The sequence below is a fragment of the Bartonella sp. WD12.1 genome, from assembly GCF_002022415.1.
In the GTDB taxonomy this organism is placed as follows: domain Bacteria; phylum Pseudomonadota; class Alphaproteobacteria; order Rhizobiales; family Rhizobiaceae; genus Bartonella.
Genome location: NZ_MUBG01000001.1, coordinates 231,904 through 256,954, shown reverse-complemented (window position 1 = coordinate 256,954; position 25,051 = coordinate 231,904). Strand labels below are relative to the sequence as shown.

Below are 25,051 nucleotides of genomic sequence, written 5' to 3'. Positions count from 1 at the left end.
AATTTGTTCGAACAATAAAAAGCATATAGCTTCATATTTCATGCTATGAATTCGTTTGAATATTTCTTGATAAAATTACAGTTTCTCGCTTTTTAAAAAAGAACAATACTTATAATAAACAGTGTAGTCTGCAAAATATAAACTATAAAGATAAAGGTGCTTTTTAGTTTAAACAATTAGAGCGCTACATAAAATGGCCCTTCTGATTTTAATAATTTTGAAACAACAAATACATATTGCATAATCATTCCAAATCTTACAAAATCTTCAAAACTGAAAAAATTACTTCAACGTGCATTTACTTTATACAAATACGTAAATAAACCGGGTAAACGTGCTTTTTTCACACGTAAAAAAATAATTTTTCCCATTCCGATTATGATGAACACAATACTTTTGTTCGTTTATTTTACATATTCACTTCTGTTTCACAAATTTAACAACTTTCAAAGAAATAGTAATCTTCTTTAAAAACTAGTTATTAAATGCCCATTTTTTAATCTTTTTAAAGACTCAGAACATGAAAAAAATTGTCACTTTTTTCTATCATACAAAAGGATTAACAGATGTTCGTAGTAACAAACGGATGGGTACCCCTGGCATATCAAATGTATCACGCAACCCATTAGATAGATAACGTAAATATGATTGAGGCATTGCATCTGACCGTGAACAAGAAATCATAAACCCCGGAGGACGTGTCTTAATTTGTGTTATATACTTAATCTTAAGTCGACGCCCAGAAATCGCTGGTGGTGGATGGTGTGTAACTATAGTTTCAAGCCAGCGATTAAGTTTCCCTGTAGGAATACGACGATTCCACACACGATGAATCATCATGATATTTTCCATAAGTTTATCAATCCCTTTACCATACTGGCCTGATAAAGGGACAGCTCTTAGACCGCGAACCTGAGGAAGAAGACGAACACACTTTTCATGTAAATCAGCTAATACTTCTTGGCAATTTTCAATAAGATCCCACTTATTGAAAGCTATAATTGGAACGCGCCCCTCACGAATCACAAGATTGGCAATTTGTAAATCTTGCTTTTCAAAAGGCATAGTTGCATCAAAAACAATCACTACTACTTCTGAAAAACGGATTGCGCGTAAAGTATCTGCAACAGAAAGTTTTTCTAACTTTTCTTGAACTTTTAATTTTCGACGCAATCCCGCAGTATCAAAGAGTTTAAAACAACGACCACGCCATTCCCAATCTACAGAAATAGAATCACGCGTAATACCAGCTTCAGGCCCTGTCAGCAAACGATCCTGCCCCAACATACTATTGATCAGTGTTGATTTTCCAGTATTGGGACGACCAGCAATTGCTATCCGAATAGGTTTGCTTTCATCGTAAACAAAATCTTTTTCTTCCAAATCATCAAAATCATTATCCAAAGACATGGACCGTGCAAGAGCACATTTTTCTTCTTTTACTTGCTCAAAAGCTTTATCTTTACCAACAGCATTCACAATTGCATCACGAAGATCCGAAAAACCCAGACCATGTTCAGCAGATATTGCGCAAGGCTCACCTAAACCTAAAGACCATGCTTCATATCCTCCTTCTATTGCCATTTTTGACTCAGATTTATTGACAATAAGCACAATCGGTTTTCCTGATTTGCGAACCAATGAAGCAAAACTGCAATCACTTGGTGTTACCCCGCTCTTTGCATCAAGTACAAATAAGATAAGATCCGCTTCTTTAATAGCAACCTTTGTCTGAAAAAACATACGACCTTCAAGTGTTTGATCACTTGCATCTTCCAAACCGGCTGTATCAATTACATTAAAACGTAAATCTTGAAGCTTTGCCTCATGGACACGTCGATCACGTGTTACACCTGGCTTATTATCAACCAAAGCCAATTTTTGCCCAACCAAACGATTAAATAATGTTGACTTCCCAACATTGGGCCGGCCAACTATAGCAATGGTGAGGCTCATTAATTTACCCCTTATTCACCTTTTTTTCAGACTGAATAAGCTCAAGCATAATTTTTGCTCGATCAATTATTTTTAGTCCTAAAACATTTTCTTCAGAAATTTTTTGAAAATAATAAATCGCATCATCTATCTTATTAGCTTTATAAGCAGCTAAACCTAAAACTTCTCTTGCAGACATGCGCATAGGATCGATATCATTTGCCATATCTTTGACACGTTTTTTTACATCATCAAATGTGCCTATATCAACTAAAATATAAGCCGCTCGAATTTTTGCAACTCTCTGTAATATCTGCGGTACATTCTTATCAGCCGCAACCGCATCAAAAACCTCTACTGACTTAACAGCATTGCCTTGCTGCATCAACAAAGAAGCTTCACGTAAACGAGCAAGAAAAGGATACCCTCCAAAATCAGATGTTTTGACACTCTCTAATTGATTCATCGCCTTATCAAATTGAAGTGAGTCCGCCAAATTAAGACTTGTTATAAATGTATCACCAATCTTGCTAGCTTTATTCATCTGCCCATAATGATAAATTTGATAAACAGCTATTGCTAGTACAAAAATAATAGCTGAAACAATAATCAAGAAACTATAACGCTCCCAAAAAGCACGGACTTTTTCCTGACGGAGCTCTTCATTAACTTCACGAATAAAACTATCGTACGACATGTACCCTACCCTGGAAAGAATTTTAATTCCTACACTATTACGTATAAATGAACAAAGATAGAGTTCTATCCATTAAAAATCCTAAATTTTGTCAGTTGATTTTAAATTAACATACACCCTTATCAACTGTTTTTATAACTATACCGAAAAAATCTTCGCGATTATCTTTTGATTGACATGATTTTTTACACCCTTCATTCCTATTGAAAAGCGTAAAGTTACTTTCAATCACTTCAACTCCTATTACACATTAACGTAAACTTATTGCTAACTCAAAACAAAAGAAAAATATCTGGCCTATACTGCTCTATATTACCTACCAGATAATTGCAAACATACTATACCCCCCCAGATAATCACCTAACAATTGTGTTCGCAACTTGTAAATTCCATCTATTTGCATTTACAAAATAACAAAAAGACAAAAAAAATATTAAACTTGTTAGAACAATGCAGAAACAATATACCTATTTAAACAACAATCACCTTAATATCTAACACGCATAGATTAAGTACCAATCTCGCGGGCAGCATTGTTTAGCTGTATTAAAACTCTATATGTACATCACAACTTTTAAAACCCTAAAATAACAGCTATTACACTGCATCTCTCCATAGCTTCTATTAGAAAAATATTATTAAAAATCAACGTATAAAATATAGTTTTTCATACATCAAGTGTGAATTACAATAGCCTCAAATTAGAGAAACAACTCTATAAAATGATGTAATCATTAAATTTTCAACCAACAAACATCATTCTTATCTCTGCCAACATTACAATTAAAATGTTCATTAAAATCCTCACCAATTTATACATACCCAGCTTTTCATAGCTAAGAATATCTGGAGAAAGATAGACAAACATTGCTATAATACCAAGGAAACGCTTGCGCTTTATCATAGATCCTCCCATCTTAACAATATCTCTGCGTAAAACATAGCTTTTCTACCTATCCTCACCTCAGAAAAAAATCTATTTAAAGGCTTTCCTACCATTCTATTGTAATGGCCAAACCCACATTAACATCGGAACCGAAACGATTGCTATCAACACTGCCAACGGAGCACCAAAACGTGCATAATCACTAAAACGATAACCACCAGGCCCCATTACTAACATAGTACATTGATGCCCAATAGGCGTAAGAAAATCACACCCAGCGCCTATCGCAACAGCCATTAAAAAAGCCTCAGGTTTATAATGAAGAGAATGAGCAAAACTTGACGCGATTGGTGCTATAACCATCACTGTTGCTGCATTATTTAAAAATGGCGTTATCAGCATTGCTGTAATTAAAATAAGTGCTAATGCACCAGATGGTGGTAAAAATACAGCTACTTGGCTAAGCCAACCACCAATCAAATCCGTGCACCCTGTTTTTTCCAATATTTCACTTACTGGAATAAGAGTTGCTAATAACACCAATATTTGTCCATCTAAAGCATGGTACAAATCTCGCATTGGAAGAATCCGAAAAACAACCATCGCAATAGCTGCAGAAAAAAAAGAAAATGCAACCGGAACAATTTGAAAAGCTGTCGTAATAATTGCTATAAATAAAATAGCTAAAGACATAAGTCCATGCCGTAAATTACCGAACATAATATTGCGCTTTGCCAAAGGAAGACATTTCAATTCCCGTAACAAGCTGGGAATAACCATATCCTGCCCCTGCAAAACAATTACATCCCCGAGACGGAAAACAACATCACCAAGCCTACCACGTACCCTTTCACATTGACGACTTAAAGCAAGTAAATTTACATCATAGCGATCAAACAACGAAAGTCTTTTAGCACTGATACCAATAAGAGGAGAATTATCTGTAATAACAGCCTCAACAATATCAAGCTGACTACCTTTATCACTTACAGAAAGAGTACGGCCAGTAGCAAATTCTAAGCGAGCTGAATTAATCACAGTATCTAGCCCTGTATGTGAACCTTCCAGCAAAATGGTATCATCCTTGGCAAAAACAAAATCTGGTAATGGCGAAATGGACACTTCATTTCTAATGACCTGAATAACCATAACTTCGCCGCCTGATGGTTTAATGAGATCAATAATAGTTTTTCCGACAATGGGAGAATTAACGGGAATACGCACTTCTGAAACATAATTACAAATATCAACAGCATCATCAAATGATGTGTTTGAATGCGTACGGATAGGTAAACGCCAAGAAAAAAACACCAAATAGAAGACTCCAACAGCAGCAATTGTTGCACCAACCGGTATAAAATCAAACATAGTGAACGGGATTCCCTCTAAACGTTCTCGCATAGCTGAAACAACAATATTGGGAGAAGTGCCTATCTGCGTCATGAGACCACCCAATAAAGAACCAAATGCCATTGGCATCAAAAACACAGATGGTGAAACACGAGAACGGCGAGCAAATTGGAAAGCAATCGGAAGCATAATGGCTAAAGCCCCAATGTTTTTAACAAACATTGATAAAAGAACTACAGAAATAACTAAAAAAGCTAATTGAAGTTTTACTGACTTTACATCAGGCCACATTCGTTGAATAATATATTCCACAATGCCAGAGCGTGACATAACTGTGCTGATGATAAACGCACTGCCTACGATAATAACAATATCACTACTAAAACCACTAAATGCTTCCTTCGGATTAACAAGACCGAGAGTGCAAGCAATTAACAATGTGCAAACAGCAACGATATCATAACGAAACCGACCCCACATAAAAACAGCCATCATGAGACCAATAATAGAAAAAGCCATTATTTGATCTTCTGTCATAACACTAACGACTCCCTGTTAGCTTATAATCACCAACATCATATATTCTCTTTAATCGTTCTTTTAGTCAGTGACATAAAAAACGACACATTACTTACTCCTTAAAAATGATTAAACATGATAAATAAGGTCATAATTAGTGCATAGTTCCTTATTTATGGTTATAGTTTCATGTAAAATATTGAAAAAAACTGGTGACAGTTGACAAAAGCTTGTTGAAAAAAAAATTATGATGATCTTACATCAAAGAAAATAGACAGATATTTAGTTGATATACATCATATCTGAACTTTTATCGTTGTTTAAAGAAATTTATTTATACTCTCAGCATATAGTAACAAAACTGAAAGAAAAAATAATGATCAATTTTAATAGTTGGTATCGCAATAACCTAAAATATTGGTTGACGTATATTATTGGATTTGTTGCTATTTTAGCGATCATAGTTATTGGTGGTTTTTATATGGCAAAACCCCACCTTGATAGCTTTGTAAAAAAAGAAATAGCCCGTCGTTCTATCAATGCAGAAACATCTGAAGTCAGTATTCTAGGTAAAATCAATTTGACTAATGTCACTGTACCAACCCCTGCTGATACATCACTTAAAATTGGTTCTATTTCAGGACGTCCTCCCATTGCCTTCATTCCTGGTGCTTTCACACTTTATAATATTGATTTAACATATAAGAATTTCCGTCTACAAGTTCCCAAAATTTCTATTAATAATGTATCCTTGAAAAACAAAGACGCTACAATTACGTCTTCCTTTTTGCAATCGTTTATGCGTGTTGATATTTCATCAATTAATGCACCAAATATATTACTTTTCATAGAGGATGAGAATAAACCAACTGAAAAAATTAATATAAAGAATTTTCAGCTTTCTAATCTTAAAAATGGACGTATTCATTCTGTTGGTATCAAAAATATAATTACTAATATAAGTCTTGCAAAGACGGCTGCAGATAGTAGCAAACAGATATATCTAACCGTTAAAAGTAACCCAATAAAAGCCCATGATATTGATGTGGGTTATGCTTATTCTATCATTTCTGATAAAAACAACGTCAAGAATCAAGGCAAAACCGTTATTGGACCTATTACATTGGGTAATGTAGTAGCTAATATTTTTGAAGGAGAAGAAAAAAATGCTTCTTTCTCTTTTGGAAAATTTGAAACATCTGGTTTAAAAATACAACCTCTCAATCAACCTCTAAAAAAACTTGTTCAAGATTACCTCAACGCAAAAAAAACAAATAATCAAACAGCACAAAATGCCATTCTCATAAACGGCCTTTCAGCTATTACCTCAGCTGACGCTAAAATTGATAAAGTAGTTGTTGATCTACCACAGATAAAAACAACTCTTGAATCATTCCAATTAAAATCAGACCAATGGCAACAAGCCATACCAGAAAATCTTTTGCTCTCCCTTAATGGCCTTTCAATCTTACCTAAAAAAATGGAGAGAAAAGGCTTAGATTTTCTTAAAAATACAGGCTTTGAATACCTTGATGTTTCAGGAAAGCTTGATATCTCTTACAATGAAAAAGAGCGTATCCTTTCGCTTAATGCAATGTCTTTTAACGTACAAAACATTGGCTCTGGAAAAATCTCAGCTACAGTTACTGATGTTGATAAAACATTCTTCTCTGGTCAAAAAGATGCAATCATTGCTGCTTCTCAAAATCTTGGCATCTCTGAAATTGACATATATTATACAGACACTGGTCTCATTGATAAAATCTTTTCTTATCTTGCACAAAATCTTAACGATAATAACCATAATCTCAAACAAGAACTTTATGATAATTTTTATTTAATCATGACCCAAAGTCCCAAAATATTGTTAAAAAATCATGATGAAGCTGAAAATATTTCGAAAGCCCTTGGTAATTTTGCTAGAAATCCACAAACATTAAAAATAAAAATAGCAGCAAAAGATAATAAAGGGCTTACAGTATCTGATCTTGAAGCCGCTTTGCAAAATAATCTATCAGCTGTTCTTAATAAAATGAGTCTCACTATTAAAAATGAAGTATCTCATTAAAAACATAATTGGTTTTAAAATTGGAGAATTATCATCCCCTTTTTTTCATATAAATACTATAAGCGATACAGAGAATAGCTTATAAACAAAGCATATATGAATAAATTGATATTTGGAGTTTTTTTATGCCTGATTTATCCTCAAATCGCTTACCAAATCGAGCCTCTCTTGTCACAAATCGGGCACTTTCCGCAATTGAGCGTTTTCTCCACATTGAAGCTGTAAGTGGTATTGTTCTTTTATTGGCAGCTGCAACTGCACTCATACTTGCTAATTCTAAATATTCTTCTTCCTATGAAGCATTTTGGCATACACCTCTTGGCTTTAATTTTGGCTATTTTAATTTATCATGGGATCTACATTTTTGGATTAATGATGCTCTTATGACTGTGTTTTTTCTCGTAGCAGGAGTAGAAATTCGGCGTGAAATTCACGAAGGTGCTCTTGCTAATTTAAAACAAGCAATTTTACCAATTGTAGCAGCAATAGGTGGAGTTTGTCTTCCTGCAATTATCTATCTTAGCATTAACCTAAATGGGGGGATACTTATGGTTGGGCTGTGCCAACAGCTACCGATATTGCTTTTGCACTAGGTATTCTCGCACTTCTTGGGAAAGCAATTCCTTCTAATCTTCATATCATTCTTTTATCATTAGCAATTATTGATGATATTATCGCTGTTCTTATTATTGCTTTTTTCTACTCAACTAATTTAGATCCCAGTGGTTTAGCTATCGCAGCAGCAGGTATTGTTTTAGTCTTATTTTTTCAATGGATTGGATTTGCATCAGCATGGCTTTATATTTTGCCTGGTGCAATCATCTGGTGGGGATTAATGATAACAGGCGCTCATCCATCACTTGCCGGCGTAATTTTAGGCATGATGACCCCAGTTTTACCTACCCGTAATCTTGTAGCTCCGCTTACAATGTTAAGCAACGCAGTTGAAACACTTCAAGAAAAAAACACAAGCACAGATCTTCACCATATCTCAACCACATTAAAAAAAATGCGTAGAGGACAACGCGATATAATCGCACCTGTAACACGGATTCAAAAAGCATTACATCCATGGGTAGCATACGGCGTGATGCCAATTTTTGCTTTTGCAAATGCTGGCGTTAACTTTGCAAACTTTGACCTCTCTTCCGACAAATCATTGCTGATTGTTCTCGGCATTATCATGGGACTATGTATTGGTAAACCGCTTGGTATTATTGCAGCTAGCTATTTAGCAGTAAAATCAGGTCTATGCCGCCTTCCCCCTAATGTAGCATGGGCGGGTATATTATTAATTGGATTTTTAGCAGGTATTGGCTTTACAATGTCAATTTTTGTTTCAATGCTTGCTTTTAAAGACGTTGTTCAACTTGATTCTGCAAAAATTGGTGTACTTTGTGGGTCTGGCCTTTCTGCCCTTATTGGCCTTGGATATGGCCTCTTTTACATCAAAAATAATAAAAAGCGTGTCACAAATTGCAATTAATCAAGCTATAGATTTTACTTTAAGCTAAACCTTTGAAAATAGTTTAAGGCTTTAATTACATTCAATGAATGACTGCATATAATTGTTTTTTGATTTTGTCACTCATCATAGGCAATAAAAAGTGTAATTTATACCTACAAGAATCTCTTAAAAGTGCATATAATTTGCATTCACACCAATGTAGCTTGATTAAGCGTAAATAAATCACATAACATTTTAATAATAGATATCTTTTCTATATTTTAGAACAAAATAAAGAAAAACTTTATGCTCATAATATCTGATGTAAAAAATAAGGAGCGATCTTAGCAAGGCTCTTAGCTACTGTATATACAAAATCCAAATATGCCTAATTACGGGGAAAATATTTAAAATTAAAAATACTTACCCTATCTCAAGACCATAAACAGCATGCAAGGTTCTTACTGCAAGTTCAGTATAAGCACTATCAATTAAAACAGAAATCTTAATCTCTGACGTAGTAATTGCTTGAATATTAATGCCTTTTTCAGCCAAAGCCTTAAATGCTGTAGCTGCAACCCCTGCATGACTGCGCATACCAACACCAATAACAGAAATTTTTGCAAGGTCACTCTCAGACTGAATAACATCAAACCCAATTTCTGCACGATTTTTCTCAAGAAGTGCAACAGCCTTATCTACATCAGCTGATGGTACAGTAAAAGTCATATCAGTCTTTGAACCATCTTCAGAAATATTCTGCACAATCATATCAACATTGATACGCTCTTCAGCCAAAGGACCAAAAATTGCTGCAGAAATACCCGGACGATCTGCCAGCCTGCGTAATGAAATTTGTGCTTCATCTTTAGCAAAAGCAATACCAGTAACATTTTGTTGTTCCACAATCTCATCCTCATCGCAAATAAGTGTTCCAGGGGGATCAACTGAACTGCACATGTCCACAGCATCGGGATCTTCAAAACTTGAGCGTACAAAAGTACGAACTTTATGGACCATAGCCAATTCAACAGACCTAACTTGCAAAACTTTTGCCCCAAGAGAAGCCATTTCAAGCATTTCTTCAAAAGCCACTTTTGGTAGGCGACGTGCCTTAGGTTCAACCCGCGGATCAGTTGTATAAACACCATCTACATCTGTATAAATATCACAACGATCAGCCTGCAAAGCCGCCGCCACTGCAACAGCACTTGTATCTGATCCACCACGTCCCAAGGTAGAAATTCTATTATTTGGAGCTAATCCCTGAAAACCAGCAATAACCGCTACCTGCCCCTCTTGAAAACGCTGTATCAAAAAAGATCCATCAATATCTACAATCCGTGCACCACTATGCGCATTATCAGTATAAATAGGGATTTGCCATCCAAGCCATGAACGAGCGTTCACTCCCATCGCTTGGAGTGTAATAGCCAACAAACCTGCTGTTACTTGTTCGCCAGAAGAAACGATTACATCATATTCACGAGCATCATGCATGGATGAAGCTTCACGCGTCCATTGAACGAGCTCATTTGTTTTACCAGCCATTGCAGATACTACTACTGCAATTTCATTACCCGCATCTACTTCTCTTTTGACATGTCGGGCAACATTATGAATACATTCAATGTTTGCTACAGAGGTGCCACCAAATTTCATGACAATACGTGCCATTTATAACACTCTTATATTTCTTATTTCAAATGAGACAGTTAGAATAAGGTCCTGTCGCCGTATCAAATTCCTTTTCGACATAACCAATATCTATAATTTTCGCAAGCCCAGCGTGATTATGTTAATTTACTCTTGACTTTAGAAAAATCTACCTGACTTGTTAATATGAAAACAAAAGGAGAGTGATATGATAAATAAAGCTCATACTACGATTGATCAGAGTGAAATTGATCATTTTTCACAAATTGCTTCTGAATGGTGGAATCCCCAAGGCAAATTTCGCCCCCTCCATCAATTCAATCCAACACGCCTTGCTTATATTAAAGAAAAAATCTGTTTAGAATTTGATCGAAACCCTATGTCTCTTACTCCTTTTGAAGGTTTAAGGATTCTTGATATTGGCTGTGGAGGGGGGCTGTTATGTGAACCAATGGCACGTCTTGGAGCCACTATTATAGGAGCTGATGCTTCGCAAACTAATATCGAGGTAGCAAAAACCCATGCAATCCAAAGCGGTCTTTCAATTGATTATCGCGCCACCACTGCAGAAACACTTGCAGATGAAGAAGAACAATTTGATGTGATTCTCAACATGGAGATTGTTGAGCATGTTGCCGATGTTAATCTTTTCATATCGGCCACTGCCAAAATGCTCAAACCACAAGGACTTATGTTTGTTGCAACACTTAACCGTACATGGAAAGCTTGGGGACTAGCGATTGTCGGTGCTGAATATATTCTACGTTGGCTCCCAAAAGGAACTCATGACTATAAAAAATTTCTAAAACCTCAAGAGCTAAAAAAGCTATTATCTCAAAATACTCTAACCGTTATTGATGAAATTGGCATTACTTATAATCCATTGAATGATAGTTGGAATCGCTCAAAAGATATGGACGTTAACTATATGCTTCTTGCAAAAAGGTTTAAATAAAGCCCACCATAACAGATAACTATTAGGCACTTTTGAGTAAACAGTCGAGTTTACCTTCAGCATCTAAAGCATAAAGATCATCACAACCTCCAACATGATAATCACCTATAAAAATTTGAGGAAATGTATTACGCCCATTCGCTCGTTGTACCATTTGTTGACGAAGGGAAGTTGATGCATCAATATCTGTATATTTGACACCCTTTTTATCAAATAAAGCACGCGCTTTTGTGCAATAAGGACAACCGGGACGTGTATAAAGTGTTATTTCTTTCATAATATTTCTCCAATATTTTTTTGATATAATCAATCTTTAATCACTTCTCAAGAGTGAGACAAAACAGGAACGTCTTTCAATACGCGCGAAAATGTCAATGCATCAACTTGTTGTGCACCTGCATGTTTTAATGTTGCAGCTGCTGCAGTAATTGTCACACCTGTTGTCAAAACATCATCAATCAGCAAAATAGAACGCCCTTTTAAATGCTTTTTAATTTCATGAGGTACCTTAAAAACGCTTTGCACATTGAGTTTTCGTTCCTTAGCAGATAAACCAACCTGTGGACGAGTATGCCGACAACGAACAAGCCAGCCAGGTTTAAAAGGTTTTTTCCGTGCTGCTGCAACATAACGGGCAAGTTCAGCAGATTGATTATAACGTCGCCAGAAAAAACGATGAAAATGCAATGGAATAGGAATAATAACATCGCAATCATCAAGAAGCTCACGTCCTGCAAGTACCATCCAATTAGACATAAAACGTGCTAATTCTAGACGATCACTATATTTCAATTGGATTGTCAAAAGTCGCGCTAACCCCTTATGAACAACCACTGAACGAACACGTGAAAAAGGAGGAGAAGCTTGAATTGCTTCACCACTAAGAAAACCTTCTCCCATATCGTAAGCAAAAGGAATCCCCATAACAGGACAATAAGGTTTTGTAATAAATTGAAAATCTTTCCAACAATCAGAACAAACCGTACTATAAGCAGAAACAATTTTCTTACATCCAGGACAAGTCGGTGGATATAAAATTTTTATTAAGTACTCAATGAATTTACCCAACATACCCCCCTATTCAAAAAAATCTTAAAAGTATCACTTCATCAGTTTATTCTTTTATAACTTCGTAGCATAAGACAATTTTTTACGTTTCAAAATCTATAAAATTTATTTTTTCAAAAATACTCAGTTTTATCAAGCTATTTCGTCGTTCCTTTTTCCTCATAAGCTTGATATAGCATTGCATCATAATAAACCTATTTAAAACTATATCCCCAAAACAGGAAATGGTAAGCGATATGTCTCATCCTTTTATTTTTGACCATATCCGCATTGAACAATTTCGCAAACGCGCTTTTAAAAAAGCAAAAGAGGGATATGATTTTTTATTATCCTATGTTGCTGAAGATCTTTATAAACGTTTAAGCACTGTTGACCGTCAATTCACATTAGCTCTAGATTTACATAGCCATACAGACATTGCTGTACAAGCCTTAAAAAAATCTGGCAAAATTAGCTCTATAGAACGTGTTGAAACTGACATGCTTTACCAAAGTCATGATCAAAAATTTCATTTGCGTCACAGAGAATTTCTTGATTTTCCACCACACTATTGCGATCTTATTGTTTCGCTCCTCTCACTACAATTGACCAATGATACCCCTGGTGTTTTAAAACAAATAAAGGACATTCTTAAACCAGACGGTCTATTCCTTGCAGTTATGGCTGGAGCTGGAACATTAAAAGAATTACGAGAAAGTTTGCTTCAAGCTGAACTTGAAATTTATGGAGGAGTTAGCCCAAGAATTTATCCTTTTGCCGATATTCGTGATGTAGGAGCTGTTTTACAACGTGTTGGTTTTGCTATACCCGTAGTGGATGTCGAAAATATCACAATACGCTATAATACAATGTTCGATCTCATGCATGACCTTAAAGCCATGGGGATGCAAAATGCGTTAATTAACCGCTCACAACGCCCTGTATCTAAGCGCTTTTTTCTTCGCGCTGCTGAAATTTACGCACAACAATTTAGTGACCCAGATGGTCGTATTCGCGCGCATTTTTCTTTTATATGGTTATCCGGCTGGGCGCCTGATCAAAATCAACAAAAACCCTTACGTCCTGGTTCAGCGCAAATATCCCTTGTTGATGTTTTAGAAAAACAATCAAAATAACAATGAAAAAACCGCAAATTTTATAGAAAAATCATTTTTCAAAAATGCTCTTATTCGTTGTGCGTAATATTTGACTTGTCATAGCTCCAGCCAACATTGAACCATTAACGTTAAGAGCTGTACGCCCCATATCAATTAAAGGTTCAACAGAAATAAGTACGGCTACCAAAGCAATAGGGAGCCCCATAATTGGTAAAACAATTAATGCAGCAAAAACAGCACCACCACCAATGCCAGCAACTCCAATAGAACTCAAAGTTACTACCCCAACAAGAGTAGCAATCCAGATAGGGTCGAAAGAATTAATACCAACAGATGGTGCTATCATGGTCGCAAGCATAGCTGGATAAAGACCTGCACAACCATTTTGGCCAATCGTTGCACCAAAAGAAGCTGCAAAACTTGCAATTGATTGTGGTACACCAATCCATTGTGTTTGCGCTTCAATATTTAGAGGAATAGTAGCAGTACTTGAACGGCTACTAAAAGCAAATGTCAAAACAGGCACAACTTTTTTGAAAAAACGAAATGGGTTAATGCCTGATATACCAAGCAACACACCATGAATTCCAAACATAAGAACAATACCAATATAAGAAGCAACAATAAAAACTAGTAATTTAAAAATATCAGCAACATTTGAGGTTGCACCCACCTTAGTCATAAGAGCAAAAATACCATAAGGTGTTAACGCAATTACAATACGTACCAACCACATAACCCAAGACTGTATAACTTGAATAAACGAAAGAGCTTTCTCCCCTTTATCTGGGTCATCTTTCTTTAAAAGAAGAACAGCAGATCCTAAAAACGCTGAAAAAATAACAACTCTAATAATCGATGTACGCTCAGATCCCATTAAGTCAGCAAATGAATTTTGGGGAATAAATGATAAAATTAATTTTGGTATATTTATTTCTCCAACTTGAAAAGTATTCCCACCAAGAACAGCAGATATATCCTCCCCTCCATGCACCAAACCATTCGCTGTTAACCCAAAAAAGTTAACAACTAAAATACCAACCAATGCTGAAATACACGTTGTAAAAAGTAATATTGAAATTGTGACTACACTAATTCTGCTAACAGCATAAGAAGAATGCAAATGTGCTACCGCTGAAACGATAGAGATAAACACTAAGGGCATAACAATCATTTGCAACAATAATAGATAACCATCTCCAATAATGTTAAACCATTCAACAGATTTTAACAGTGTTGACTCGCCTTCCCCATAAATAAACTGCAAAGCACTTCCAAAAATCAGGCCAACAATAAGACCCAGCATAACACGTAGCGCAAAACCCCATTTGATTTTTTTACTTTGAGAAAGCAATAATAAAAAAATAATAAATAGAAATAAATTAATAAAAAAATTAAATGTCATTGCTTATGCCTACTATTTTTTGTGCTTTACATTAAAAAATAATATATAATTTAAAATTCACTTGTAATATTTAAAAAATATAGAGCTTACTACATTTTTACAAAATCATTCTTTTTATTAGTTATAGGCCAGAAACGAATTTGCACCTATTCACAGTTATATAAAAATAGAAAATAAATAAGCTGATTTTTACATATCTGCAAAATTCTATTTAAAGAATATAATATTTCTTCCATAAATAATAAGCTACATGCAATCACTACCGCATCTCAATGAAAAACGATATATAAAAGCCATAAACAGTAATGATTGAGCAATTGATCTTAAAAAAGAAACAAGAAAATCCTTGAGGATAATCACAAAACACCTTTTCGGAGGTAGATCTATTTAAAGTCTCCTTTTATCAAGATATTTAATGAACAAAACGTCCATTTTTTAATATTTTCTCCACTCATAAACATATTACAGAAGAAAATTTTTCAACACCTGCACTAATGGCTTATCAGCATCGGGCATAGAATATTTATCAAGATCGTTAATAAAAATCCATTTTAAATTTTGCCCTTCTCGTCCTTGAGGGATGCCCCTATAATGGCGACATATATAAAATGGCATTAATAAATGAAATGTTTCATAACTATGACTTGCAAATGTTAAAGGTAAAAAATCATTTTTTTGAACATGAATATCAAGCTCCTCCTTTAATTCACGAATCAATGATTCCTCTGGTGTTTCCCCCTCTTCAACCTTTCCACCAGGAAATTCCCACAAACCACTCATTGATTTTCCTGGAGGCCTTTTTGCAAGTAAAACTCGATTATCTTGATCCAACAATGCACATGCAACGACAAGAAGAAGTGAGCGTTTTATCTGCATTACTTGTCTCCAACAGTAATATAATAACTCTAAGCTCTTCTATTATCCCCCCCACCTAAAGAATAGCAAAAGCTTGAGCATCTAATAATTAAAAGAGAATGTATACTTAATATCTGAATTTATATTATATCAATTAACTTCTATAGTCGCCATTAATTGCAACATATTCTTTTGTTAAATCGCAAGACCAAACTGTTGCTTTACCACTTCCAAGACCGATATCAACACGAATCGTAATGTATTGGCTTTTCATATAAGTGCTAATCATCTCTTCACTATAATCAGGATCACGCTCTCCATTGACAGCCACACGATGTTCGCCAAACCAAATCGTTAAGAGATCACGATTTGCTTCAACACCAGCTTTTCCAACTGCCATAACCACCCGCCCCCAATTAGCATCTTCACCCGCAATAGCCGTTTTTACAAGTGGTGAATTTGCAATTGATAGAGCAATGCTTTTAGCGGCACTATCTGTTGTAGCACCAGTTACACTAACCTCAATTAAATGACGAGCCCCCTCACCATCACAGACAACTTGTAATGCAAGTTCATGTAAAAGATCACCCAATTGCTTCGTAAACACCTTATAACGCGGATCTGATTTACTCGTCAAACAAAGGGAATTACCTGTTACTTTCCCTGTTGCAAATACCATCAATGTATCGGATGTTGAAGTATCGCTATCAACAGTAATGGAATTGAAAGATCCCTGAACTGCCTCTGATAACATAGATTGAAGTATATCCGAAGCAATTGCCGCATCAGTTACTACAAAAGAAAGCATTGTTGCCATATCTGGAGCAATCATACCAGAACCTTTTGCAATTCCATTAATGGTCACAATTTTCCCCCCAAAGTCAAATCTGCGTGTTGCAAGCTTTGGAAACGTATCAGTTGTCATAATAGCTTTTGCAGCTTCTAACCAATTGCCTTCCTCTGCTTCAGCAGCCATATTGGGCAAAAGATTTAATAAACAAGATGCATCCATTAATTCGCCAATAACACCAGTAGAAGCTACAAAAATTTCATTTTCTCTAGCCTTTAAGATACTTGCTGCAGTGTGTACTATCGCATCTGTTGTTTGCTTACCTTTACACCCTGTGAAAGCATTTGCATTCCCAGAATTAACAACAACACCCCTTGCAACTCCATGAGAAAGCGATGCACGACAATGATCCACAGGAGAAGACGGACATTTAGAACGTGTAAAAACACCTGCCACATTTGCTGGCTCATCAAATACGATTAAAAGAAGATCTGTACGATTTTTATATTTAATCCCAGCTTCCGCCGTTGCTATTCGTACACTAGATAATGGCGGAAGCTCTTGTATTGTTTTGGGAGATAAAGGCGATATCTGTACAGCCATTATGTATTTTCCCGTCAAAATCAATAAAATCTCATACAATTAAATAATTGCTGAAATTTTTGAAAAAGAAAAAACATCAAATACCTAGATTGAAAAAATATTATTCCTCTTCTTCATTGGATGTTTCACCTGGAAGAGCTGCATTATTTTCATTAAGTGATTGCATGAGTTTTGCAATATGAGAATCAGGATATTTCACATCTACCTTATTACGCAAATCAGTGATTAACGCATGATAACGATCTTTCATAATCTGTGTACGTAATACCTCTTTAACATCATCAAATGCAGGAGGCTGTTTGGGGCGACGATCTTCCACTTTGATAATATGCCAGCCAAATGGGCTTTCAACAGGTTTTTTAGTGTATTCACCAACTTTCAAATTAAATGCAGCATCTTCAAAGGGTTTAACCATTTGGCCATAACTAAAATAACCAAGATCACCGCCTACAGAAGCCGAACCATCTGTTGAATCTTTTTTTGCAATCTCTTCAAAATTTTCCCCCTTCTTTAAGCGCTTAATAATAGCTTCTGCTGCCTCTTTCGTTTTAACCAAAATATGACGCGCTTTAACCTCATCCTCTTTAGGTAAAGCAGCAACTTCCTTATCATAAAGAGCTTGCAAATCAGCATCTTGAATTTTATCAACAACCATCTGTTTAAAATAAAGTTGCTGAAGAACATTATCGCGCATAATTGCCATACGCTTATCATAAACTTCTGTCTTATCGATACCTTTCTCAATTGCTGCTTTAGCAAGCGCTTGCATATCTAAATAGGCTTTTAAAACTGTTATACGACGCTGTTCATCAGTAAGACGTGCCAAATTAGGATTTATTTCAAGTGCTAGCTCATCCAATTCACCCGCTGTAATACTCTTCCCATTAATAATGGCCATAACGTGAGAAGGTGCAATCGGCTTTGCTGAGGCTTTATCCAAAGTATTCAAATCATTTGGTGCAGATTTTACGTGATCTTGAGCCACTACACTCAAACTCGTGCTTACCAATAAAGTTGATGTCACAAAGAGCGTTGTTAATTTGAATTTCATAAATATACTCCCTTAAGAATGAATGTACTTCCAGGCTTCAATTTTTATCATAGCACTTTAATCTCTAACATGATAAATAAATCAGCAATTTTGTTAAAAAAACACAGAATTTATCCTTTTATCTTGTTTTACTCGGATAATATATACCATAACCATAGTGAAAAATGTCATATTATACCCTAAATCATTCTATACTCTATAAACTAAATAATATTCCTAAAGTTGACACGATGAATTTAGCCTTTTATCTCTACGGTAAAATTTAAATATAAAAAAGTTACCTACTAAAAATATGATAATACTGCCCACATTTTGATTGTATCAAGTACCTTTAAGAGATACAAAATAGGGGCAATATATTTGATATTGAAGCGACCAAGCGCAATGGTAATAAATAAAAGAAAGGACCAGAATGGTCAATTTAGGTGTTTTTGTACGCAAACTTTTTGGTTCGGCTCATGAGCGTCGCATCAAAACTTTTCGCCAAAAAGTTGTACAAATTAATGCGTTGGAAGAGCAATTCCAAAAATTAAGTGATACACAGCTTTGCCAAAAAACTAGCGAATTCCGTCAAAGATTAACCGAAGGCGCAACTATTGATTCGCTCTTGGTGAAAGCCTTTGCAACTGTCCGTGAAGCAGCAAAACGCGTTTATAACATGCGTCCTTTTGATGTACAACTCATCGGTGGAATGGTTCTTCATGATCGAGGCATCGCTGAAATGCGTACCGGTGAAGGTAAAACATTAATGGCAACTTTGCCAGTTTACCTCAATGCATTAGAAGGAAAAGGCGTTCATGTTGTTACTGTGAACGATTATCTTGCTAGCCGTGATGCTGAAGCAATGAGCAAAATTTACGAATTTTTGGGTCTAAGCACAGGTGTTATTCTACATGATCTCGATAGCGATGCTCGCCGAGCAGCCTATGCATGTGACATTACCTATGCGACAAATAATGAATTGGGTTTTGATTATTTACGTGATAATATGACCTTTAGCCCTAACCAAATGGTTCAACGTGGACATCATTATGCAATTATCGATGAAGTTGATTCAATCCTCATAGATGAAGCACGTACCCCTCTTATTATTTCAGGTCCTCTAGAAGATCGTACCGACTTCTATAATCTTATTGACACATTTATTTCTTCTCTAACTCCAGAAGACTATGAAATAGATGAAAAACAAAAAACAACAATTTTTACCGAAATCGGTACTGAAAAAATTGAAAAAATGCTTGAACAAGCCGGGCTTCTTAAAAGTGGAAGCCTCTATGACATAGAAAATGTTGCTACTGTTCACCATATTAACAACGCCTTGAAAGCCCATAAACTATTTATTCAGGACAAAGATTATATTGTCCGTAATGGCGAAATCGTTATTATTGATGAATTTACAGGCCGTATGATGCCAGGGCGGCGTTATTCTGAAGGTTTGCATCAAGCATTAGAAGCCAAAGAACATGTAGCCATTCAACCAGAAAATCAGACATTAGCATCTATTACTTTTCAAAATTATTTCCGTATGTATAAAAAATTGTCTGGCATGACTGGGACAGCTGTAACAGAAGCTGAAGAATTCAATAATATCTATGGCCTTGAAGTTGTTGAAATCCCTACAAATCTTCCGGTACAACGTCTTGATGAAGATGATGAAATCTATCGAACAGCAGAAGAAAAATATCGTGCCATTGTGCGTGATATTCGTCAAGCTCACGAAAAAGGACAACCTATTCTTGTGGGTACTACTTCTATTGAAAAATCAGAACAACTAGCAGAACGCTTACGCAAAGAAGGTATTACCAATTTTAAAGTTTTAAATGCCCGCTACCATGAACAAGAAGCATATATTATCGCACAAGCTGGTGTTCCTGGAGCATTAACCATCGCAACAAATATGGCAGGTCGTGGTACTGACATACAGCTTGGTGGTAATGTTGAGATGCGAATTCGACAAGAGTTACAGGATATCCCTGAAGGAGCAGAACGAACTGCTAGAATTGAAGAAATTATAAAAGACGTCAAGCAACTTAAAGAAAAAGCATTATCTGCCGGTGGTCTTTATGTTCTTGCTACCGAGCGCCATGAAAGTCGTCGTATTGACAATCAGCTTCGTGGTCGTTCTGGGCGTCAGGGCGATCCAGGTCGTTCAAAATTCTTTCTTTCACTTCAAGACGATCTTATGCGTATCTTTGGTTCCGACCGTATGGATAGCGTACTGCAAAAACTTGGATTGAGAGAAGATGAAGCCATTATCCATCCATGGATTAATAAAGCGCTTGAAAAAGCTCAAAAAAAAGTTGAAGCACGAAACTTCGAAATCCGTAAAAATCTGTTAAAATATGACGATGTGATGAATGATCAACGCAAAGTTATTTTTGAGCAACGCATGGAAATTATGAATGCAGAAAATTTGACGGAAACAATTAGTGAAATGCGACATGAAGTGGTTGATAATTTGGTAGAAGCCTACATTCCATCTGGAACATATTCTGAAAAATGGGATACGAAAACTCTGCAAAAAGAGTTGCATCAGCTTTTTAATCTTGAACTACCAGTGGAAGAATGGGCAAAAGAAGATGGAGTTGCTGAAAAACAAATTTTTGAACGTGTATTAGAAGCAGTTACCAAACTTGAAAATGAGCGTACTGAACAATATCGTCCAGAAATTATAGCTTACTTTCATAAAGCTATATTACTTGAAACAATTGACACATTATGGCGTGAACATCTCGTTAATTTAGACCATTTACGTTCTATTATTGGTTTTCGTGGATATGCACAACGGGATCCTCTTAATGAATATAAAACAGAGGCATTTGAACTCTTTCAAACCATGCTTAGAAACCTACGTAGAAATGCTATTTCTAAACTCATGCGTTTTGAAGTTATTCAACAACCTACAGAACCAGCAACACCTGTGCAAACCGGCGCTGATCATTCTACTTCTGATAATCAAAATGAAAAAAATGACACTTTCTTGTGGGCTCAAACACAAGAAAATAGGTTTGTTGATCCAACTGAACGTAACCCCAATGATCCAACCACATGGGGAAAAATTGGACGCAATGAGCTTTGTCCTTGCGGTTCAGCAAAAAAATATAAACATTGTCATGGCTCCTTCATATAGAAGTAGACAGTTAAGATGGACAAAAAACAAAATTATGAACAAGTATTGCGAGCTGCAGGTTTAAGAATAACACGCCAAAGGCGTATTATTCTCGATATTTTAACTGATACAGATGACCACCCCAATGCATTTGAAATTTTTCAGCGTGCAAACAAAATAGATTCTAGTATTTCACTATCGACTGTTTATCGTACAATGAAAACATTAGAAGAAAACGGAACAATTCATCGTCACGCTTTCAGTGGCGGACCATCGCGTTTTGAACAAGCAAATGGCCAACACCATGACCACCTTATTGATGTAGAAACAGGACACATTATCGAATTTCAGTCTGATATTATTGAAAAATTGCAAGAAGAAATCGCTCATTCTCTTGGTTACGATATAATTCACCACCGTCTCGAACTTTATGGAAAAAAACGTAATTCCTAGATTGGTGATTTTATGTGCCTCATCCAGAAATTGCTCACGCAAAATCAGTTTTACACAAATTCGCTTTAGAATTTTACAGTTTTCATAGTTAAAAACGTTTTTTTACTTGATCAAGCTTCTACCATATGATGATTATACGAACCATTAATATTATATCATAACAAAATTAGGCTAATATTGCCCATGGTTTCTTTGCCGCAAAACCGTATAAAGCAGATTGAAAAGCGCTTTGAAATAATTGAAAGCCAAATGGCTGGAAGCCCAAATGCTGAAACTTATATAAAATTAGCTTCTGAATATGCAGAATTACAGCTAGTTGTTACCCCTATACGCACATTAAATGCTCTCTACAAAGAAATAGAAGAGCTCAAAAACATCATTAGTGATAAGCAAACAGATGTGGAAATGCGTAATCTTGCTCAAGAAGAACTGTTATTATTATACCAACAAATTGAGCAACTTGAGCGAGAACTCCAAATTCTTCTTCTACCCAAAGATATTGCTGATGAAAAAAGCGCTATTATTGAAATTCGAGCAGGAACAGGTGGATCGGAAGCAGCGCTTTTTGCTGGTGACCTTTTTCGCATGTATGAACGTTATGCCAATACTCACAATTGGAAAGTTGAAATTATTTCATTAAGTGATGGAGATGTTGGTGGATATAAAGAAATTGTTGCTACCGTTTCTGGCAAAGGTGTATTTTCCAAACTTAAATTTGAATCAGGTGTTCACCGAGTACAACGAATCCCTGAAACAGAAGCTGGTGGACGTATCCATACATCAGCTGCTACCGTTGCGGTACTCCCAGAAGCAGAAGAAATTGACATTGCAATTCACCCAGAAGATATCCGTATTGATACAATGCGTGCTTCTGGTGCAGGTGGGCAGCATGTAAATACAACGGATTCAGCTGTACGTATCACCCATATTCCAACAGGAATTATGGTTGTACAAGCAGAAAAATCACAACACCAAAATCGAACACGTGCACTCCAAATTTTACGCGCGCGTTTATTTGATATTGAACGACAAAAAGCAGAAAATGAGCGTTCAGAATCTCGTAAAATTCAAATTGGCTCCGGTGATCGATCGGAACGTATTCGTACCTACAATTTCCCACAAGGACGTGTGACTGACCATCGTATTAATCTTACTTTGTATAAGCTTGATCGTGTCATGGAGGGAGATCTTGATGAACTTATTCATGCACTTATTTCCAATCATCAGACAGGACTCCTTACTGAAATGGATGATAACAAGTGAGTGATCATTTTCTCAACAGTACCATCCGGAAAATCCAGAAAAAGTTACAATATCAAGGAATTCCTGAAGCCAATCTTGATGCAAAGCTACTTGTTGCGTGGGTAACGGGCACAAACACTACTGATCGAATTCTGCAACCAAATATGCGTCTGTCCTCTAAACAGATCGCACAATTAGAAAAAGCCATACAGCGCCGTATTGCTGGAGAACCCACCCATCGCATTATTGGAAAACGAGATTTTTATGGTATATCACTTGCTTTATCTCAAGATACATTAGAGCCACGCCCTGATACAGAAACACTGGTCGATCTTGTTTTGCCAATTCTTAAAAAACAGGTAGAAAAAACAGGAAAAGCAACTTTGCTTGATATGGGAACAGGAAGTGGTGCCATTGCTATTGCTATTCTCAAACAAATTACTCAAACTTATGCAATAGCCGTTGACATTTCTGAAGATGCCTTAAAAACAGCTACAAAAAATGCGAAGCATGCAGACATTGCGCAACGCTTTACACCTTTGCTTAGTGATTGGTTTACTGCCGTTACAGGCCAATTTGATCTTATTATTTCCAATCCACCCTATATTCCAGAAAAAGATGTTCAAAACCTTGCAAAAGAAGTGCGTCTGCATGATCCGCTACGTGCTTTAGTTGGTGGAAAAGATGGTCTTGATTTTTATCGAAAACTCGCACATGAATCAGCAAATTATCTAAAAGAAAAAGCCTATGTCGCTGTTGAAATTGGATATTCTCAGCAAAAAGAAGTCTGCGATTTGTTTAAAAAAAATGGTTTCGAATATTTAAAAATGCGCAAAGATTTAAATGGCATACCTCGCGCACTTCTTTTTTCACTTAATGCTTAAAATTCCCAGTCGTCATCTGTGGTTGCAACTGCTTTACCAATAACATAAGAAGAACCTGAACCTGAAAAGAAGTCATGATTTTCATCGGAATTTGGCGATAAAGCTGCCAAAATAGCAGGGTTAACTCGACAAACTTCAGGTGGAAAAAGAGGCTCAAAACCTAAATTCATTAATGCCTTATTTGCATTATAATGAATAAAAACTTTAACATCTTCTGTCAATCCGATAGCGTCATAAAGATCTTCAGTGTATTTACATTCAATACTGTAAAGATCAAACAGCATATTAAAAGCAAAGTCTTTTATTTCTTGCTTTTTAGCTTCATCAAGTTTAGCAAACCCTAATTGAAACTTATAACCAACATAATAACCATGAACCGCTTCATCACGGATAATAAGCCGGATTAAATCAGCTGTATTAGTCAGCTTAGCACGACTTGACCAATACATAGGTAAATAAAAACCAGAATAAAATAAAAAGCTTTCAAGCAAAGTCGAAGCAATTTTTTTCTTTAACGGATCACTTGCTTCATAACGTTCAAGCACTAACGTTGCCTTTTTCTGTAAATGAACATTTTCTTCTGACCATCTGAAAGCATCATCGACTTCTGCTGTTGAACATAAGGTTGAAAAAATAGAAGAATAAGAACGTGCATGAACTGCTTCCATAAATGCAATATTTGTCAAAACAGCTTCCTCATGTTCTGTTATTGCATCAGCCATAAGTGAAATGGCTCCTACAGTATTTTGAACTGTATCAAGCAAAGTCAGCCCCGTGAAAACACGAATTGTCAGCTTGCGCTCTTCCTCTGTTAGACTTGTCCATGAAGGAATATCATTGGAAAGTGGTACTTTTTCAGGCAACCAAAAATTTCCAGTTAAACGATTCCAAACTTCAAGATCTTTTTCATCATGCAACTTATTCCAATTTACAGCGCAAATAACAGGATTTTTAGTTGAAATTCGTGTCATATAATATTTT

19 protein-coding genes and 1 pseudogene are annotated in these 25,051 nt (G+C 35.9%); 8 read left to right on the top strand and 12 right to left on the bottom strand.

Features of this window, described 5'->3' with window-relative positions; translation table 11 throughout:
- Positions 1 to 546: 546 nt before the first annotated feature.
- The 4 genes from der to BWD121_RS00885 all read right to left on the bottom strand — a co-directional run bounded on the left by der (position 547) and on the right by BWD121_RS00885 (position 5,405).
- Complete coding sequence (der, locus tag BWD121_RS00895) at positions 547 to 1,956, bottom strand: ribosome biogenesis GTPase Der (protein WP_078662991.1); 1,410 nt, start codon at positions 1,954 to 1,956, stop codon at positions 547 to 549.
- Between the two features lie 4 nt (positions 1,957 to 1,960).
- Positions 1,961 to 2,632 (bottom strand): tetratricopeptide repeat protein, encoded by a 672-nt coding sequence (locus BWD121_RS00890; protein WP_078662990.1) that lies wholly within the window; start codon positions 2,630 to 2,632, stop codon positions 1,961 to 1,963.
- Positions 2,633 to 3,374: 742 nt separating this feature from the next.
- Positions 3,375 to 3,536 carry a hypothetical protein gene (locus BWD121_RS08275; RefSeq protein WP_158078242.1) on the bottom strand — a complete coding sequence of 54 codons (162 nt, stop codon included), beginning with the start codon at positions 3,534 to 3,536 and terminating at the stop codon, positions 3,375 to 3,377.
- Positions 3,537 to 3,632: 96 nt separating this feature from the next.
- On the bottom strand, positions 3,633 to 5,405 hold the full coding sequence (locus BWD121_RS00885; RefSeq protein ID WP_078662989.1) for an SLC13 family permease: 1,773 nt from the start codon (positions 5,403 to 5,405) through the stop codon (positions 3,633 to 3,635).
- A gap of 358 nt (positions 5,406 to 5,763) precedes the next feature.
- On the opposite strand from BWD121_RS00885, the gene BWD121_RS00880 reads away from it, so the two are divergent.
- Both BWD121_RS00880 and nhaA read left to right on the top strand, forming a co-directional pair.
- Positions 5,764 to 7,455, top strand: a complete 1,692-nt coding sequence (locus BWD121_RS00880) for a hypothetical protein (protein WP_078662988.1) — start codon at positions 5,764 to 5,766, stop codon at positions 7,453 to 7,455.
- 125 nt (positions 7,456 to 7,580) lie between these two features.
- Positions 7,581 to 8,941, top strand: a pseudogene (gene nhaA, locus BWD121_RS00875) (Na+/H+ antiporter NhaA).
- 384 nt (positions 8,942 to 9,325) lie between these two features.
- Here nhaA and BWD121_RS00870 read toward each other — a convergent pair.
- Positions 9,326 to 10,579, bottom strand: coding sequence for an aspartate kinase (locus BWD121_RS00870; protein WP_078662987.1), 1,254 nt, complete (start codon positions 10,577 to 10,579; stop codon positions 9,326 to 9,328).
- A gap of 187 nt (positions 10,580 to 10,766) precedes the next feature.
- Here BWD121_RS00870 and ubiG point away from each other — a divergent pair, with 187 nt between their 5' ends.
- Positions 10,767 to 11,513, top strand: a complete 747-nt coding sequence (ubiG, locus tag BWD121_RS00865; protein ID WP_078662986.1) for a bifunctional 2-polyprenyl-6-hydroxyphenol methylase/3-demethylubiquinol 3-O-methyltransferase UbiG — start codon at positions 10,767 to 10,769, stop codon at positions 11,511 to 11,513.
- A gap of 22 nt (positions 11,514 to 11,535) precedes the next feature.
- Here ubiG and grxC read toward each other — a convergent pair whose 3' ends face one another.
- Together grxC and BWD121_RS00855 are read right to left on the bottom strand one after the other, a co-directional pair.
- Positions 11,536 to 11,790, bottom strand: a complete 255-nt coding sequence (gene grxC / locus BWD121_RS00860; protein WP_010703447.1) for a glutaredoxin 3 — start codon at positions 11,788 to 11,790, stop codon at positions 11,536 to 11,538.
- Positions 11,791 to 11,837: 47 nt separating this feature from the next.
- Entirely contained in the window at positions 11,838 to 12,584 is a 747-nt protein-coding gene (locus BWD121_RS00855; RefSeq protein ID WP_078662985.1) for a ComF family protein, read from the bottom strand.
- A 233-nt stretch (positions 12,585 to 12,817) separates the two neighbouring features.
- Here BWD121_RS00855 and BWD121_RS00850 point away from each other — a divergent pair, with 233 nt between their 5' ends.
- Entirely contained in the window at positions 12,818 to 13,696 is an 879-nt protein-coding gene (locus tag BWD121_RS00850; protein WP_078662984.1) for a methyltransferase domain-containing protein, read from the top strand.
- Positions 13,697 to 13,727: 31 nt separating this feature from the next.
- Here BWD121_RS00850 and BWD121_RS00845 read toward each other — a convergent pair whose 3' ends face one another.
- From BWD121_RS00845 to BWD121_RS00830, 4 genes are all read right to left on the bottom strand, one after another.
- Positions 13,728 to 15,083: a cation:dicarboxylase symporter family transporter gene (locus BWD121_RS00845; RefSeq protein ID WP_078662983.1), complete on the bottom strand. Its 1,356-nt coding sequence runs from the start codon at positions 15,081 to 15,083 to the stop codon at positions 13,728 to 13,730.
- Between the two features lie 462 nt (positions 15,084 to 15,545).
- Positions 15,546 to 15,959 (bottom strand): 8-oxo-dGTP diphosphatase MutT, encoded by a 414-nt coding sequence (gene mutT / locus BWD121_RS00840; protein ID WP_078662982.1) that lies wholly within the window; start codon positions 15,957 to 15,959, stop codon positions 15,546 to 15,548.
- A gap of 133 nt (positions 15,960 to 16,092) precedes the next feature.
- Positions 16,093 to 17,331: a bifunctional glutamate N-acetyltransferase/amino-acid acetyltransferase ArgJ gene (gene argJ, locus BWD121_RS00835; protein ID WP_078662981.1), complete on the bottom strand. Its 1,239-nt coding sequence runs from the start codon at positions 17,329 to 17,331 to the stop codon at positions 16,093 to 16,095.
- Between the two features lie 100 nt (positions 17,332 to 17,431).
- Positions 17,432 to 18,382, bottom strand: a complete 951-nt coding sequence (locus BWD121_RS00830; RefSeq protein ID WP_078662980.1) for a peptidylprolyl isomerase — start codon at positions 18,380 to 18,382, stop codon at positions 17,432 to 17,434.
- A gap of 412 nt (positions 18,383 to 18,794) precedes the next feature.
- Between BWD121_RS00830 and secA the strand changes: the two genes are divergently transcribed.
- The 4 genes from secA (at position 18,795) to prmC (ending at position 24,070) form a co-directional block, all read left to right on the top strand.
- Entirely contained in the window at positions 18,795 to 21,512 is a 2,718-nt protein-coding gene (gene secA, locus BWD121_RS00825) for a preprotein translocase subunit SecA (RefSeq protein WP_078662979.1), read from the top strand.
- Positions 21,513 to 21,527: 15 nt separating this feature from the next.
- The gene (locus BWD121_RS00820) at positions 21,528 to 21,944 is read left to right on the top strand and encodes a Fur family transcriptional regulator (RefSeq protein ID WP_078662978.1); all 417 of its coding nucleotides are present in this window, start codon (positions 21,528 to 21,530) and stop codon (positions 21,942 to 21,944) included.
- Between the two features lie 183 nt (positions 21,945 to 22,127).
- On the top strand, positions 22,128 to 23,207 hold the full coding sequence (prfA, locus tag BWD121_RS00815; protein ID WP_078662977.1) for a peptide chain release factor 1: 1,080 nt from the start codon (positions 22,128 to 22,130) through the stop codon (positions 23,205 to 23,207).
- A complete protein-coding gene (prmC, locus tag BWD121_RS00810) occupies positions 23,204 to 24,070 on the top strand; it encodes a peptide chain release factor N(5)-glutamine methyltransferase (RefSeq protein WP_078662976.1) in 867 nt (288 codons plus the stop codon). Before prfA ends, prmC begins: the two co-directional genes overlap by 4 nt.
- Here prmC and nrdF read toward each other — a convergent pair.
- Positions 24,067 to 25,041 carry a class 1b ribonucleoside-diphosphate reductase subunit beta gene (gene nrdF, locus BWD121_RS00805; RefSeq protein ID WP_078662975.1) on the bottom strand — a complete coding sequence of 325 codons (975 nt, stop codon included), beginning with the start codon at positions 25,039 to 25,041 and terminating at the stop codon, positions 24,067 to 24,069. The genes prmC and nrdF overlap by 4 nt on opposite strands.
- Positions 25,042 to 25,051: the final 10 nt, after the last annotated feature.